General features: G+C 35.3%; 13 protein-coding genes. 6 read left to right on the top strand and 7 right to left on the bottom strand.

The window, feature by feature from the left end; all coding sequences use genetic code 11:
* Window positions 1-22: 22 nt before the first annotated feature.
* The 5 genes from AAC069_RS07260 to trmD form a co-directional block, all read right to left on the bottom strand.
* Window positions 23-844, bottom strand: coding sequence for a DUF4249 family protein (locus tag AAC069_RS07260; protein WP_339919807.1), 822 nt, complete (start codon window positions 842-844; stop codon window positions 23-25).
* 30 nt (window positions 845-874) lie between these two features.
* On the bottom strand, window positions 875-3256 hold the full coding sequence (locus tag AAC069_RS07255; protein WP_339919806.1) for a TonB-dependent receptor: 2382 nt from the start codon (window positions 3254-3256) through the stop codon (window positions 875-877).
* A gap of 133 nt (window positions 3257-3389) precedes the next feature.
* Window positions 3390-5612, bottom strand: a complete 2223-nt coding sequence (locus AAC069_RS07250) for an NADP-dependent isocitrate dehydrogenase (protein WP_339919805.1) — start codon at window positions 5610-5612, stop codon at window positions 3390-3392.
* A 260-nt stretch (window positions 5613-5872) separates the two neighbouring features.
* Window positions 5873-6223, bottom strand: coding sequence for a 50S ribosomal protein L19 (gene rplS / locus AAC069_RS07245; RefSeq protein ID WP_091090614.1), 351 nt, complete (start codon window positions 6221-6223; stop codon window positions 5873-5875).
* A gap of 173 nt (window positions 6224-6396) precedes the next feature.
* Window positions 6397-7074, bottom strand: a complete 678-nt coding sequence (trmD, locus tag AAC069_RS07240; protein ID WP_091090612.1) for a tRNA (guanosine(37)-N1)-methyltransferase TrmD — start codon at window positions 7072-7074, stop codon at window positions 6397-6399.
* A 275-nt stretch (window positions 7075-7349) separates the two neighbouring features.
* On the opposite strand from trmD, the gene AAC069_RS07235 reads away from it, so the two are divergent.
* The 5 genes from AAC069_RS07235 to AAC069_RS07215 all read left to right on the top strand — a co-directional run bounded on the left by AAC069_RS07235 (window position 7350) and on the right by AAC069_RS07215 (window position 13737).
* Window positions 7350-9479: a M3 family metallopeptidase gene (locus tag AAC069_RS07235; RefSeq protein ID WP_339919804.1), complete on the top strand. Its 2130-nt coding sequence runs from the start codon at window positions 7350-7352 to the stop codon at window positions 9477-9479.
* A 176-nt stretch (window positions 9480-9655) separates the two neighbouring features.
* Complete coding sequence (locus AAC069_RS07230; protein ID WP_339919803.1) at window positions 9656-10651, top strand: alpha/beta hydrolase; 996 nt, start codon at window positions 9656-9658, stop codon at window positions 10649-10651.
* 75 nt (window positions 10652-10726) lie between these two features.
* On the top strand, window positions 10727-11395 hold the full coding sequence (locus AAC069_RS07225; protein WP_339919802.1) for a peroxiredoxin-like family protein: 669 nt from the start codon (window positions 10727-10729) through the stop codon (window positions 11393-11395).
* Window positions 11396-11605: 210 nt separating this feature from the next.
* Window positions 11606-12760, top strand: a complete 1155-nt coding sequence (locus AAC069_RS07220; RefSeq protein ID WP_339919801.1) for an MFS transporter — start codon at window positions 11606-11608, stop codon at window positions 12758-12760.
* 44 nt (window positions 12761-12804) lie between these two features.
* Window positions 12805-13737, top strand: coding sequence for a peptidylprolyl isomerase (locus tag AAC069_RS07215; RefSeq protein ID WP_091090594.1), 933 nt, complete (start codon window positions 12805-12807; stop codon window positions 13735-13737).
* Window positions 13738-13988: 251 nt separating this feature from the next.
* Here AAC069_RS07215 and AAC069_RS07210 read toward each other — a convergent pair whose 3' ends face one another.
* Complete coding sequence (locus tag AAC069_RS07210) at window positions 13989-14546, bottom strand: thioredoxin family protein (protein WP_339919800.1); 558 nt, start codon at window positions 14544-14546, stop codon at window positions 13989-13991.
* A gap of 113 nt (window positions 14547-14659) precedes the next feature.
* Between AAC069_RS07210 and AAC069_RS07205 the strand changes: the two genes are divergently transcribed.
* The gene (locus tag AAC069_RS07205) at window positions 14660-15001 is read left to right on the top strand and encodes a tRNA-binding protein (protein ID WP_339919841.1); all 342 of its coding nucleotides are present in this window, start codon (window positions 14660-14662) and stop codon (window positions 14999-15001) included.
* 103 nt (window positions 15002-15104) lie between these two features.
* On the opposite strand, the gene AAC069_RS07200 is transcribed toward AAC069_RS07205, so the two are convergent.
* On the bottom strand, window positions 15105-15599 hold the full coding sequence (locus AAC069_RS07200; protein ID WP_339919799.1) for a nuclear transport factor 2 family protein: 495 nt from the start codon (window positions 15597-15599) through the stop codon (window positions 15105-15107).
* Window positions 15600-15629: the final 30 nt, after the last annotated feature.

The following is a 15629-nucleotide window of genomic DNA, read 5'->3' as shown; positions in this document are numbered from 1 at the left end:
AATCAAAATCTAATAAAGGCAACTACTGTATTACGTAGGTTCGTGTGTCCGCTTCACTCACGGCAAAATAGCCTAGTGGGTAATTAGTTGTATTTGTGGTATTGATAATATTTCCTCTAACAGTTGCAGGTGGGGATTGAAAGGGTCCACCGCCATTACCTCCAGCTATACTTACTATCACGTTGATGTAATTATAATAGGCCTTAGAAATCCCGTAATGACTTACAGTGATCTCATCTCCTGTCTTTAAATCGTCATTTTGTGAAATACTGAAAAATTTGTTGCCTTGAAAGAAAGTGTCTTCATCGGCATAATAATTTTTCTTTGTTTGATTTGAATAATTGTATTGGTACAGATAGTAATTAGTTTCGTTTGCTGGATCAGTATAATAAGTTTTGATTTCAATATTTTTTCCGGTAAATCCACCTTCGTTATTTTGAACGATTTCAGAAATTGGGGATACTGATTTTAATTTTTCTGTAGCGGTATAGGTAGCTCCATTATGTACTACAGTTAGGGTATAGGTCTCATTGATTACAGGAATGAAATTACTACAAATGTATACTCCGGTAGCAGGGGTTTCGATAAAATTAAATTGGGTGTTGGAGCTGTTTGTAATAAATATAGTTGCGCCAGATACGACGGGAATTACAGAGTTGAAATAACCTGTTGTAGTCGTTAATTTTATTTTTTGCACATTTCCAGAGGTTCCTTTAAGCCAGTTGATGGATGCTTCTATAACTAGTCTTGGAGAATCAGTATCTAAATTTACGTCAATGACTTCTTCACAGCTTATTAGGAGAAAGGATAACAGTAGTATTGTATATTGAATTGCTTTTTTCATGTTATTTGTTTTTAATTTCCGTTAGGGGTCTTAAAATTTAAAATTGTAACTAACTGCGGGTACCATCCCGAAAATAGAAGTTTTTATAGTTTCATTGTTTCCGGTATCATCATTTCTTCTAAAATTAATGGAAGCGGCATTTTTCCTGTTGTATAGATTGTAAATACTAAAAACCCATTCTCCTTTCCAGTTTCTGCCCTCGTTTTTTCTCGGAGTCAAGGTGGCAGAAATATCAAGGTGATGATAGGTAGGAAGTCGGTTTTCATTTCTTAATCCATAACTTGGAACCGTAATTCCTAGGTATTCATATTGACCGTTTGGATAACTCACCGGTTGTCCAGTTTGAAGTGCAAAGTTAGCTCCAAAAGACCATTTCTCATTTAGATTATAAGAACCAGTAACCGCAACGTTATGTAGTTTGTCATAAGTTGAATTGTACCAGTTACCTCCATTTATACCTGATTCTTCTGGCGTTCTTCCAGGAGTTTGTTGCTCTGATTTTGATAAAGTGTAGGAAATCCATCCGTTTAATCTCCCTTCGTTTTTGCGAAGCATAATTTCTAATCCATAAGATCTTAACTGCCCGTTCAAAATTATTTGTTCAATGGCTTTGTTTGCAATTAGATCAGCACCATCGATATAATCCAATCTATTTTTGACCTCTTTGTAGTAGGTTTCTACTTCCAGTGAGTAGCTATCATCCTTAAAGTTTCTAAAATAACCAATAGCGACTTGGTCTGCAATTTGTGGTTTTATAAAATTATCACTAGGCATCCATACGTCTAGTGGAGTTGGCGATGATGTATTAGAGATTAATTGTAAATATTGAGTCATTCTATTATAGCTCGCTTTTATCGATTGAGCATCGTTTAGCTGATAAGAAGCTGAAAATCTAGGTTCCAGATTATTGTAACTTTGAATTACTTCATTCTTGTCGTAGAATTTTGTTCCTATAGGTGTTGCCTTTTCATAAATCTGTAAATCTGTATTGAAATTTAGAGGGCTGTCGTTTTCATAAATATTCACTGTAGATGATCCTAATCTGTAAAATTGGCTGTATCGAAGTCCGTAGGAAAGAGAAAGCCTTTTTGAAACTTCTTGAACCGCACTAATATAGACAGAGGGTTCAAATGCATATTTTTTATCCAATTGGTCGAAATTGATTCCTGAGTCGCTATTAGATGGTTTTATGGTTCCTGGATTAAAATCGTAATAGATGGCGTTTACACCATAGTTCAATTTAAATTTATCAGAAATGTAATTTTTAAAATCGTATTTTATATTGTAATTCTTAATACCAGAATCCCATTTGAATCCAACGAAATCCAAATCCAATCCATAGTAATAGTCGCTATAAATAAGGGACAGGTTTGAAAATAGTTTGTCTGAGAAAAGGTGGTTCCATCTTAGATTCAATATCGAATTACCATAAATATTGGTAAAACTTTTGTTTAATGAAAAGACATCACGTCCAAAATATCCCGATAGAAACAAGTTGTTATTTGGATTCAATTTATAACTCATTTTAGTATTTAAATCATAAAAATAAGCGGAATTATCTTTTTGATCTTCAGAAAGCTTTAAAAATAAATGAGCATAAGAACTTCGACCGCCTATCAAGAAGGAGCCTTTGTCTTTTACTAATGGTCCTTCAAGTAAAAGCCTGGACGAGATTAATCCTATACCGCCATTCATGTGAAATCCTTTGCTACTTCCGTCTTTTTGGTAAATGTCTAAAACAGAAGAAACCCGACCTCCAAAATTAGCTGGAATTCCTCCTTTATATAATTTTAAATCTTTGATGGCGTCAGGATTAAAAACAGAGAAAAAACCAAAAACATGGGAGGAATTAAATATAGTAGCTTCATCTAGTAAAATCAGATTTTGATCTGCACCACCACCACGTACATTGAATCCAGAAGCTCCTTCGCCTGCATTTGTTACTCCAGGAAGTAGTAAGAGTGATTTTAGAACATCGACTTCACCAAGGACAACTGGCATTTTCTTGATCGCGGAAATGGAAAGCTTGTTGAGACTCATTTCTGGAGAGCGAATAGCGCTACGAGGATTATTATCGGTAATGATTACTTCTTTAAGCATTTCACCGCTTTCATATAGACTGAAGTTCATTTTTTTGTTTTCAGATAATTCTATTTTTTGAGATTCAATCTGAAACCCGATGTAGCTAATTAAAACTGTGTAAGTAGCTGCCGGGAGAGTTATCGAATAAAAGCCATATTCATTTGTTGTAGTACTTGACTTGATTTCAGGAATGTAAACATTCACACCAATAAGTGTTTCGTTATTTTTTATATCTGTAATTACGCCGCTAAGTGTAAATTTCTCTTGGGAATAGGAGGAGAGCGTAAATAAGAACCCGACAATTAAGACGATAATTTTCTTGAAAAACATACTATATATTTAGAATTGCAAATTTGGTGTAACGATAAGTGAAATTCGATTAAACAAAGGTTAAAAAAATATTAATAATAAAAAAGACAACCGTTGCGGGTTGCCTTTTAAAGTATAATGTATCGTGAGTTAATTAAGCAATTTTAGCTAAAACAGCATTAAATGTTGCGCTAGGACGCATTGCTTTGCTTGTTAATTCAGGATTAGGCTGGTAATAACCACCAATATCTTGTGGTTTTCCTTGCGCTCCAATTAATTCAGAGTTAATTTTTGTTTCGTCTTCTTCCAGTTCTTTTGCAATAGGAGCAAATATAGCTTGTAATTCCGTGTCTTTGGTTTGAGCTGCTAAAGCCTCTGCCCAATACATTGCTAAATAGAAATGAGAACCACGGTTGTCTATTTGTCCAATTCTACGAGCCGGAGATTTATCGTTTTGTAAAAACTTCTCTGTAGCTTGATCTAAGGCTTCTGATAAAACCAATGCTTTTGGATTATTATAAACAGAACCTAAATGTTCTAATGAAACTGCAAGAGCTAAGAATTCTCCAAGAGAATCCCAACGTAGATAACCTTCAGAAGTGAATTGCTCAACGTGTTTTGGAGCAGATCCACCAGCACCAGTTTCAAACAAACCACCACCATTCATTAATGGAACGATTGATAACATCTTAGCTGAAGTTCCTAATTCAAGGATAGGGAATAAATCAGTTAAATAATCACGTAAAACGTTTCCTGTTACAGAGATAGTATCTAATCCTTCTTTAGTTCTTTCTAAAGTAAAAATAGTTGCTTCAATCGGATTTAAAATACGGATATCTAAACCAGTTGTATCGTGATCTTTTAAATATTTTTCTACTTTTTCAATTACTTTTCTATCATGTGCTCTGTTTTCGTCTAACCAGAATATAGTAGGTACGTTTGTAGCACGAGCTCTGTTTACGGCTAGTTTTACCCAGTCCTGAATTGGAGCGTCTTTGGCCTGACACATTCTGAAGATGTCTTTTTCTTCAACAGGCTGTTCCATTAAAACGTTTCCTTTTGTGTCAACAACGCGAACAACGCCGTCTCCAGTCATTTGGAATGTTTTATCATGTGATCCGTATTCTTCTGCTTTTTGTGCCATCAAACCTACGTTTGGTACACTTCCCATTGTTGTTGGGTCAAAAGCGCCGTTCTTTTTACAGAAATCAATAGTTGCTTCATAAACGCCAGAATAACAACGGTCCGGAATCAAAGCAATAGTGTCTTGTAATTTTCCTGCAGCATTCCACATTTGCCCAGAAGTACGAATCATTGCAGGCATAGAAGCATCTACAATAACATCTGAAGGAACGTGAAGGTTTGTAATTCCTTTATCTGAATTTACCATGGCTAAACCAGGACCATTTTCAATTGCTTGATTGATGGCAGCTTCTACTTCAGCTTGTTGGGGCTGACCTGCAATTTTTGCATAAACATCACCTAATCCATTTCTGGTGTCAATGTTTAATTGAGTAAATAAAGTTTTATATTTTTCGAATACGGTTGCAAAGAAAACTTCAACAATAGCACCAAAAATAATTGGATCTGAAATTTTCATCATCGTTGCTTTCAAGTGTACAGAAAGCAAAACGTTTTCTTTTTTAGCTTCTGCAATTGCACTAGCTACAAAGCTTTTTAAAGACTTTAAGTTCATTACTGAACTATCAATTATTTCGCCGGCCTTAAGTGGAGTACTTGCTTTTAAAACAGTAGTCGTGCCATCTTTTCCTACGAATTCAATTTTTACGTCAGTAGCCTCAGTAGTAGTTAGCGATTGTTCACTTCCGTAAAAATCACCACTTTTCATAGCTTCTACTTTTGTTTTTGAATCAGCAGACCAAGCTCCCATTGAGTGAGGATGTGCTTTTGCGAAGTTTTTAACCGCTTTAGGAGCTCTACGATCAGAGTTTCCTTCACGCAAAACTGGGTTTACTGCAGAACCTAATACTTTTGAATATTTGGCTTTAATTTCTTTGTCTGCGTCGGTTTTAGGGTCTTCAGGGAAATTTGGTATTTTATAACCATGTTTTTGTAATTCAGCAATAGCCTCTTTTAATTGAGGCACAGATGCAGAAATATTTGGTAATTTAATGATGTTTGCTTCAGCTGAAGTAGCTAGTTTTCCAAGTTCAGATAAAGAATCTTCTACTTTTTGGTCTTCATTTAAAAACTCAGGGAAGTTAGATAAAATTCTAGCGGCTAGTGAAATGTCTTTTGTTTCCATTTCAATACCTGCTGTTGCAGTAAATGCTTGTACAATTGGTAAAAAAGAATAAGTTGCCAACAAAGGCGCCTCATCAGTTAATGTGTAAACAATCTTTGATTTTTGTGTCATTTTTTTATTTTTATAATCGTATCCTTGATTAACAAGGATGTCAAATGTATGGTCTGCTTAAAATTAAGCGTAGCAAATATAAGAAAATCAGACTGAAAATTGACTCGGTTTGACACAGAAATATATGATTTTTCAGATAACTAACGTGTTCGTCTGAAAATGTTATTTTTATTATTGATTGGACAGTGTTTAAGATTTTAAAAAAAGGCATAAAAAAAGTCCCAACAGTGTTGGGACTTTTATGATAAAGAGATATTTGACTATCTTCTTTTGTCTTTAATTTTTGCTTTTTTACCAGTAAGTTCTCTGAAGTAGAAAATTCTAGCTCTACGAACTGCACCTTTTTTGTTGATTTCAACTTTTTGTAAAGCTGGCAAGTTTACAGGGAAGATACGCTCAACACCTACAGCACCTGACATTTTACGAATAGTAAAAGTTTCTGTGTTAGCAGATCCTCTTCTTTGGATAACAACTCCTTTGAAAAACTGAGTTCTAGTTTTTTCACCCTCTTTAATTTCGTAGTACACAGTGATAGTATCACCAGCTCCGAATACAGGAAAATCTTTTCTTACTACTAATTCGTCTTTAACGAATTTCATTAAATCTGCCATGATAATTTTAATTATGGTTGTGAATCAGAGCAACATACGCGGATCTCGCCAGAGGTTAGTCTAAAGTGGGCGCAAAAGTACTTAAAAAAGTTTAAAGTATAAAGTTTTTTTTAGTCTAAAGTTGAATCGTTCTGATGAAACAAGTGTAAACCTTGAACTTTAAACAAAAAAAACTACTCTTCTAACAAATCTGGACGTCTCGTTTTAGTATGCTCATAGGCCATGTCTTCGCGCCATTTGTCAATTTTGGCAAAATTACCGCTGGTTAATACTTCAGGAACTTTCCATCCATTATAGTCCGCGGGTCTGGTATATATAGGTCCCGACAATAAGCCGTCTTGAAAACTGTCTGTCAATGCTGAGGTTTCATCACTCAAAACCCCTGGAATCAATCGGATTAAAGCATCTGACAATACTAATGCACCTAATTCTCCTCCTGATAAAACATAATCACCTATAGAGATTTCTTTAGTGATAAAATGGTCACGCACGCGCTGATCCACTCCTTTATAATGGCCACATAAGATGATAATATTCTCATACATGGACATTGTGTTTGCCATTTTCTGATTTAGCGTTTCTCCGTCAGGCGACATATAGATGATCTCGTCGTAGGTTCTTTCGCTTTTCAAATGGGTAATACAGGCGTCAATCGGCTGCACTGTCATTACCATTCCGGCACCACCGCCATAAGGGTAATCATCAACACTTTTTTGTCTGTTGGTTGTGTAGTCCCGTAAATTATGAAAATGAACCTCCACTAATCCTTTGTCAATAGCACGTTTCATAATGGAAGCCTCAAACGGGCTTCTTAGCAATTCAGGTAAAACGGTAACAATATCAATGCGCATGATTTTATATCTAAGTTTGAAGGCGCAAAGGTACAAAGTTTTTTTTCAGGAGCTAATCCAGCTATTCGTTGTAAATGAAATTCGCTGAACTCCTATAAAAGGAAAAGTATGGCGGAGTAATGTTTTCCCTTTTTAAAGAAATGGAGGAATGGATTTTTACTTGTAGCGGGGCTATTAGATTGTATTTCAACAACGACCAACAATAGTTACGCGATCGTTTTAGTAACTGTTTTTTTTAACTACTTTTATGGCTAGAAATTAATAAATCTTAAAATATGCAATTTTTTTCAAAAATTAATCTGGCAAGCGCAATTCTTGTTTTTGCGGCTTCATTACAAACAAACACGATTCAGGCACAAAATAATTCGGTTAAAATGACAAATCCTCTTTTACAAAGAAGTACGCTGCAGTATCAAGCGCCCCCTTTTAATTTAATTAAAGATACGGATTTTAAACCCGCTTTTGAGTACGGTTTAGGAGTTCACGATAAAGAAATAATGGCAATTGCAGATAGTCCTGCTAAACCTAGTTTTCAAAATTCTGTACTAGCCTTAGAAACTTCGGGAATTGATTTAAAAAGAGCAATGAGTGTTTTTTATAACTTAACGGGTTCTAATACTAACCCAACTTTGCAAGCTTTACAAGCCGAATATGCGCCTATTTTTTCGGGGCATAATGATAAAATATATTTAAATAGCAAGTTGTACAAACGATTCAAAGCACTGAATCTAGCAGTTTTAAAAGGAGAAGATAAAAAATTGACTCAGTATTATTTGCAAAAATTTGAATTAGCTGGTGCTAATTTATCGGATGCCGATAAAGACAAAATGAAAAAAATCAATGAAGAGCTAGCCAGTTTGGGTACGCTTTTCGGTACTAAATTATTGATTGCCCGTAAAAATGGTGCTGTTTTGTTTGATAATGTTAAGGATTTAGATGGTTTGAGTACTAATGAAATTGCTGCTGCAAAAGCTAAAGCAACTGAGGCAGGTCATGACGGACAATATTTATTAGGATTATTGAATACAACCCAACAACCAGTTTTGCAAAGCCTAACCAATAGAGCAACTAGGGAAAAAATATTCAAATCGTCTTGGATGCGTGCTGAAAAGAATGACGATGGTGATACTCGTGAGGTATTAGAAAAAATGGCCAGATTGCGTTTGCAAAAAGCGAACTTGATGGGGAAAAAGAATTTTGCTGAGTGGAAGCTACAAGATCAAATGGCTGAAACACCAGCAAGAGCTATGGATTTGTTAGCGAAAATAGCTGCTCCAGCGGTTGCGAAAGCAAAAGTAGAAGCAAAAGAAATTCAAGATTTAATTGATGCTCAAAATGGGGGTTTTAAATTGGAACCTTGGGATTGGAATTTTTATTCGGAGCAAGTTCGTAAAGCTAAATATGATTTGGACGAAAGTCAAGTTAAACCTTATTTTGAGTTGACAACGGTCCTAGAAAAAGGAGTGTTTTTTGCAGCCCAGAAAATGTATGGAATTACCTTTAAGCAACGTAGAGACTTACCTGTATATCACCCAGATGTTGTTGCGTATGAGGTTTTTGACAATGATGGGAAATCAATGGCAATATATTATTTAGATTTCTATACAAGAGATAATAAAAATGGAGGTGCTTGGATGAATAGCTTTGTAAGTCAATCTCATTATTTAAAACAAAAACCAGTAATTGTTAACGTTTATAATTTTGCAAAACCAGTAAGCGGAACTCCTTCTTTAATTAGTTTTGATAACGTAATCACTATGTTCCATGAGTTCGGACATACATTACACGGGCTATTTGCTAATCAAAACTACACCAGTCTTTCTGGAACTTTTGTGCCACGTGATTTTGTAGAATTTCCTTCTCAAATTAATGAGCATGCCGCTTTAGATCCAGAGGTTTTAAGAAATTATGCACTTCATTATGAGACTAAAGAGGTTATTCCTCAAGAGTTAATTGATAAAATTAAAAAGGCAGAAACGTTTAACAAAGGATATGATGTTACTGAGCTTTTGGCGGCATCAACATTAGACATGAACTGGCATAGTGTAGAGAACGAAGCTGACTTTAAACCTACTTTAGTTTTTGAAAACGAAGCACTTCAAAAATACGGATTGTTAGTAAGCGAAGTGCCTACAAGATACCATACGCCTTATTTTGCTCATATTTGGAGTGGAGGTTATTCTGCAGGATATTATGCTTATACTTGGTCTAAAACTCTAGATTATAATGCTTTTGACTGGATGAAAGCAAACGGTGGTTTAACAAGAGAAAATAGTGAACGTTTTAGAAAATACATCTTATCAGTTGGGAATAGTGTAGATTTAAATAAAGCCTTCAAAGAATTCATAGGACACGATATGGAAATCGAACCTTATTTAAGAAACGCAGGGCTTTCAGATAAATAATCGTATTTTAATTTACCAATCAAAATGGCATTCGTAACGGATGCCATTTTTTTTTGCGGAGCTGCCTCCACTGCGAGTTGGGTTATTAAATTATAAAGTTTCCTTAATATTTTTCATACAAAATTCTTTATGTCTAAATTTACATTTCATCAAAATAAACGTTTAAAAGGCCAAAAATGAAATTCAAATTTATTCTTCCACTATTTTTTATAACTCTGTTTTCCTTTGCACAACAAGACCAATTAAAATGGTTAGATTTGAATTTGAGCAATTATGATTATCCATATCCAGTTCATTTTATTACCCTAAAAGTCCAACAGCAAGAACTCAAAATGGAGTATATGGATGTGAAGCCAGACAATTATAACGGAAAAAATATTGTTTTGCTTCACGGAAAAAACTTCAACGGAGCCTATTGGCAAACGACTATTGCTGCTTTAACTAAAAAAGGATTCCGAGTAATCGTACCAGACCAAATAGGTTTTGGAAAATCAACAAAACCAGATCACTTTCAATATACTTTTCAACAACTGGCACAAAACACAAAACAAATTTTAGATACACTCGGGATTGAAAAAACAGCTGTTTTAGGACATTCTATGGGTGGAATGATTGCCACTCGTTTTGCATTACTTTATCCTGAAATTACAGAGAAATTAATTCTTGAAAACCCAATAGGATTAGAAGATTGGAAACTTAAAGTGCCATATCAAAATGTAGATTGGTGGTATCAAAATGAATTGAAACAGAGTTATGCTGGAATCAAAAAATACCAATTAGATAGTTATTACGATGGTAAATGGAAACCTGAATATGATCAATGGGTTAATCTGTTGGCTGGTTGGACTTTAAATTCTGATTTTAAAAAAATAGCGTGGAATTCAGCCCTGACTTATGACATGATTTTTACACAGCCTGTTGTTTATGAATTCCAAAACATAAAAGCGCCAACACTTTTGATTATCGGAACCAGAGATAGAACTGCTTTAGGAAAGCCATTAGTAAGTGAAGAGGTTAGAAAAACAATGGGGTTATACTCCGTTCTAGGGAAAGAAACACAAAAGAAAATACCAAATTCAAAACTTGTTGAGATACCTAATATTGGGCACATGCCACATATTGAAAGTTTTGACAAATTTATTCAGCCTCTAGCTGATTTTCTAGAGAAATAATAAGTAAAGTAAAATTGCAAAATAAGAATAGTACGGATGAGAGTAAATTTATCCTAATTAATAAAACAATACATTATGAGTACAGAAAAATTAACAAACGGTCTACAAGCAACTTTAGATAATGCAAAAAACGCATGGGAAGCAAAGGCGCCAGAACAAATTAAAGAAATATACGCTGAAGGAATTGCTGACGTGACACGTCAAAATGTGGTTATAAACGCTAAGAAAAATCATGATATGGCACCTAACTTTAGCCTAACTAACGCTACAGGAAAAGAAGTGCAATTAAGTGATTATCTTAAAAAAGGACCAGTTGTTTTAACTTGGTATCGTGGCGGGTGGTGTCCTTATTGCAATATGACTTTGCATTATTTGCAAGAGCAATTGCCAAACATTCAGTTAAAAGGAGCTAATTTATTGGCTTTAACGCCTGAGTTACCTGACAAATCAATGTCTACGGTAGAAAAGCACGAATTACAATTTCAAGTATTGAGTGATGTGGGGAATAAAGTAGCGAAGGAATATGGTATCGTTTTTAAATTGACTGATGATGTAGCGGCTTCGTACCAAAAGGGGTTTGATTTACATGGATATAACGGTGACGAATCAGATGAGTTGCCTTTAGCAGCTACATATGTAATTGATCAACAAGGAAAAATTGTGTACACGTTTTTAGATGCTGAATATAGAAATAGAGCTGAAGCTGATGATATTTTGGCAGCACTTGATGCGATTCAGAAATAATACCAAACAAATTTATAATTTTGTTCAAATCCCTCCGGTATAATCTGGTCAAAGTTTTATTTATTACCCTCAAAAGTAAAAATCTTCTGGGGGTATTTTAATCAATAAAAGTAGTTTTTTTATGTTAAAATTATCTTTTGTTTAGAACAATAATCTAAATACACAACGTAATTTTGCGCGATGAATTTATCAAAGAAAAATGTCTTGTTCATGGCAGCGGCTACGGGACTTATAGTAGCGAATTTGTATTATTGCCAACCCTTAATAGTTTTAATAGCAGACGAATTTAAAATTGCTCATGCCGATGCAGGAACAATAACTTATCTTACTCAAGCTGGCTATGCTATTGGCTTGTTTTTTATGGTTCCGTTGGGAGATAAATTAGAACGTAAAACACAAATTTTATATACCACTTTTGCTTCTGTAATTGCTTTAATTATTGCCGCCACAGCGCAAAGTTATCTTATTTTAGAAATTGCCTCGCTTTTAATCGGAATCACATCTATCGTTCCGCAACTTATTTTGCCGCTTGCGGCGTCATTAAGCGCTCCCGAAGAACGAGGTAAAGTAGTAGGTACAATCATGAGCGGACTATTAGTAGGAATATTATTATCACGAACATTAAGTGGTTTTATAGGCGAGGTTTTAGGATGGCGCGCCATGTTTTGGATTGCCTCAGGATTGTGTTTGCTATTGTTTTTTATCATAAAGAAACAATTCCCTTATAATAAACCTGTTTTTAATGGTTCATACGGGCAACTGATTGGTTCGCTTTTTACTTTAATTAAAGAACAACCTTTGTTACGAGAGGCTACTTTGATTAATGTATTTAGTTTTGCTCAATTTGGGGCTTTCTGGACCACGATGGTTTTATTACTCTCGGCAGAACCGTTTAATTTTAACAGTGCGACTATTGGTTTATTCGGAATCGTTGGGGCTTCCGGAGCTTTGGCAGCTCCTTTGGTTGGGAAGCTAGGGGATAAGGGGAGTTCTAGAGTTGCGGTAGGTTACGGTTGTATATTGATCGCCTTCAGTTTTATGGTTTTCTATTTCTCAGGAACGAGTGTCATCGGAATCATTTTCGGAATTATATTTATAGATATTGGTTTACAAGGAGTCCATATATCTAATCAAACTCGCGTTTATTCGATAATGCCGGAAGCGAGAAACCGTATGAATACCGTATTTATGTCTTTTAGCTTTTTAGGAACAGCAGCGGGTTCGGCCTTTGGATTGTTTTTATGGCAATTTGGTGGCTGGCATGCGGTAAGCTTAGGCTGTTTGTTATTATCAGCATTAGCGTTGTCAGTGTATGCTTATACCTATAAATCAAAACGGAAAGCATTAGAAAGCATCAATGAATAAAAAATTAATTCGTAAATTTGCACTTCAATAAAAATTATACAACAATGGAAAATGGAATATATGCTAAATTCAACACTGCAAAGGGGTCGGTTTTAGTAAAATTAGAGCACGAATTAACACCAGGAACTGTTGGTAACTTCGTAGGATTAGCTGAAGGAAACTTAGAAAATAAAGTAAAGCCACAAGGAACAAAATTTTATAACGGATTGAAATTCCACAGAGTGATTCCTGATTTTATGGTTCAAGGTGGATGTCCACAAGGAACTGGAACTGGTGACCCTGGATATAAATTTGATGATGAATTTCACCCAAGTTTAAAACATGACAAACCGGGAATATTAGCTATGGCTAATTCAGGTCCTGGATCAAATGGTTCTCAATTTTACATTACACACGTTCCTACTTCTTGGTTAGACGGTAAGCATACTGTTTTTGGACATGTAGTAGAAGGACAAGATGTTGTTGACGCTATTGCTCAAGGGGACGCTTTGGAAAGTGTTGAAATCGTAAGAGTAGGAGAAGAAGCAGAGAAATGGAATGCTATTGAATCTTTTATTACTTTTAAGGGAGCACGTAACAAACGTGATATCGCTTTGAAAGCAGATGCTGAAGCTGCAATGGAAAAACTGGCTGCTGGGTTTGAAAAAACGGAAAGCGGGTTACGTTACCAATTCATCCAAAAAGGAGAAGGTAAAAAAGCAGAAAATGGTAAAACAGTTTCTGTACATTATACTGGACAACTTCCTGACGGAAAAGTTTTTGATAGTTCATATCCAAGAAAAAAACCAATTGAATTTCCATTAGGACAAGGGAATGTGATTGAAGGATGGGACGAAGGTATCGCTTTATTGCGTGTAGGTGATAAAGCACGTTTCGTGATCCCATCTCATTTAGGATATGGATCTCGTGGTGCTGGAGGAGCAATTCCACCAAACGCTACTTTGATCTTTGACGTAGAATTAATGGACGTTAAATAAGGTACGATTTATGAAATTAGAACAATGAAGTTTTAATTTTGTACTAAATATAAAAACCCAATTATCATTTTAGATAATTGGGTTTTTTTATGCGATAAAATGTTTTTATTAGTCAGTTTGACTTGAATAGTGATTTGTAAAAGAAAACTGTTGCCAAGTATCACATTGCTTTTCGGAGATATTTTCTTCCGGTCATTTTTATAATTTCCATGCTAAAAGTAGTAGAAGTGACTATGTGTTTTACTCTAACCTTATTTCCATTTAATATTACATCCAATACTCGGTTTCTGCTCGGGATTCAGCGTACGGTTGTACACAACGCTGTCAATTGCGCCGCGCAAATCGCTACCGCTTAAGGGAATTCCGTTTCCAGGTCTGCTGTCATCCAGTTGACCGCGATAGACTAATTTGTCCTGACTGTCATATAAAAAGAAGTCAGGAGTGCAGGCGGCTTGGTAGGCTTTGGCTACTTCCTGTGTTTCATCATACAAATAAGGAAATTCAAAATTATTTTCAAAAGCAAATTCCGTCATGAGTTCTGGCGAATCCTGTGGATAATTCACTACATCGTTACTCGAAATGGCAATAACCCCAAGTCCTTGAACCCGATAGTCATTAGCAATCATAACGACCTCTTCAATTACATGAAGGACAAACGGACAGTGATTGCACATGAATAGTACTAAGGTTCCTTTTTCCCCTTTTAAATCGGCAAAAGAAAACGACTCTGTTCCGGACTTCATGTCTTTCAAGTAAAATTCGGGCGCTTTCGTTCCTAAAGCAGTCATATTTGATGGAGTTCGTGACATTGATTAGTATTGTTTTAGATTACAGGCTTAAAGTTAAGGAAAAAGGTTTGCTTTTAGTCTTAAATGATTATTTTTAGTTTTTATAACGCATTGGAATAAAAATATAATTTATGATGGAGAATAATTTAACATGGCAAGAATTTGAAAGAGTGGAAATGTACGTGGGTACTATCGTGGAAGTTAATGATTTTCCGGAGGCTAGAAAACCGGCTTACCAACTCACCATCGATTTTGGAGAAACGATTGGGATGAGAAAAACTTCGGCACAAATTACCAAACGCTATTCTAAGACCGATTTACTCCACCGTCAGATCGTTACCGTAATTAATTTTCCAAAAAAGCAAATTGGCAAGTTCATGAGCGAATGCCTCGTTCTTGGCGCTGTCGGAGAAGAAGGAGATGTGATTCTGTTGGCTCCCGACTTTAAAATTGAAAATGGACTGCGAATCGGTTAACAAGTACATATTTCCCTTTGATTGTAAAACATAGTAAACATTATAATACTTGCTTCTATTAAAGGGTATTATTTATATAATTAAACCTTCAATTATATGAATGTTAATGCAGGCTAATTACTTTTGTAATGTGCCACTTGGCATTTTTGTACTGCCATATTATTATAAACTTACTGGGTTTTGATGGTGTTCCAGATGGCTCTTGATTGTTATGGAATTTATGCAGTCCTATTTCTACTGCGCCATAATCTTTGATGGGATATACTTCAATACTTCCTTTTACTAATTCTCTGGTTACTTTGCCACAGATATTTCTTTTCGTAGCGTCCAGAAGCTCTCGCTTTGAAGTCATCAATCCTCCTTTATCATGATAAAACTCTAGACTATCCGCATATATTGTAGCCTGCGCATCCATGTTGCAGCTGTTGTAAGCTCGAAAAAAAGTACTGTCCATACTGACAATTTCATCATACAATGCTTGGTCATCTATAGTATAAGTGTACTCTTTTTCGCGGGTAGAAAGGTGCTTCGAAGAGCAGGCGGAAAGAAAAAGAAGAATTAATAAGAAAGGAAAAAAGAAGGTTTTTATGCTTTTCATAACTTCAAAGTATTTAATATTTAGTACGTT

Source organism: uncultured Flavobacterium sp. (assembly GCF_963974175.1).
In the GTDB taxonomy this organism is placed as follows: domain Bacteria; phylum Bacteroidota; class Bacteroidia; order Flavobacteriales; family Flavobacteriaceae; genus Flavobacterium.
Note: the sequence above shows the minus strand (reverse complement) of the source record. Positions and strands in the feature narration are given on the sequence as shown.

What these genes read in the sequence shown, in the direction of transcription:
- AAC069_RS07260 (WP_339919807.1), bottom strand. Translation starts at nt 844, where the DNA reads ATGAAAAAAGCAATTCAATATACAATACTACTGTTATCCTTTCTCCTA.
- AAC069_RS07255 (WP_339919806.1), bottom strand. Translation starts at nt 3,256, where the DNA reads ATGTTTTTCAAGAAAATTATCGTCTTAATTGTCGGGTTCTTATTTACG.
- AAC069_RS07250 (WP_339919805.1), bottom strand. Translation starts at nt 5,612, where the DNA reads ATGACACAAAAATCAAAGATTGTTTACACATTAACTGATGAGGCGCCT.
- rplS (WP_091090614.1), bottom strand. Translation starts at nt 6,223, where the DNA reads ATGGCAGATTTAATGAAATTCGTTAAAGACGAATTAGTAGTAAGAAAA.
- trmD (WP_091090612.1), bottom strand. Translation starts at nt 7,074, where the DNA reads ATGCGCATTGATATTGTTACCGTTTTACCTGAATTGCTAAGAAGCCCG.
- AAC069_RS07235 (WP_339919804.1), top strand. Translation starts at nt 7,350, where the DNA reads ATGCAATTTTTTTCAAAAATTAATCTGGCAAGCGCAATTCTTGTTTTT.
- AAC069_RS07230 (WP_339919803.1), top strand. Translation starts at nt 9,656, where the DNA reads ATGAAATTCAAATTTATTCTTCCACTATTTTTTATAACTCTGTTTTCC.
- AAC069_RS07225 (WP_339919802.1), top strand. Translation starts at nt 10,727, where the DNA reads ATGAGTACAGAAAAATTAACAAACGGTCTACAAGCAACTTTAGATAAT.
- AAC069_RS07220 (WP_339919801.1), top strand. Translation starts at nt 11,606, where the DNA reads ATGGCAGCGGCTACGGGACTTATAGTAGCGAATTTGTATTATTGCCAA.
- AAC069_RS07215 (WP_091090594.1), top strand. Translation starts at nt 12,805, where the DNA reads ATGGAAAATGGAATATATGCTAAATTCAACACTGCAAAGGGGTCGGTT.
- AAC069_RS07210 (WP_339919800.1), bottom strand. Translation starts at nt 14,546, where the DNA reads ATGTCACGAACTCCATCAAATATGACTGCTTTAGGAACGAAAGCGCCC.
- AAC069_RS07205 (WP_339919841.1), top strand. Translation starts at nt 14,660, where the DNA reads ATGGAGAATAATTTAACATGGCAAGAATTTGAAAGAGTGGAAATGTAC.
- AAC069_RS07200 (WP_339919799.1), bottom strand. Translation starts at nt 15,599, where the DNA reads ATGAAAAGCATAAAAACCTTCTTTTTTCCTTTCTTATTAATTCTTCTT.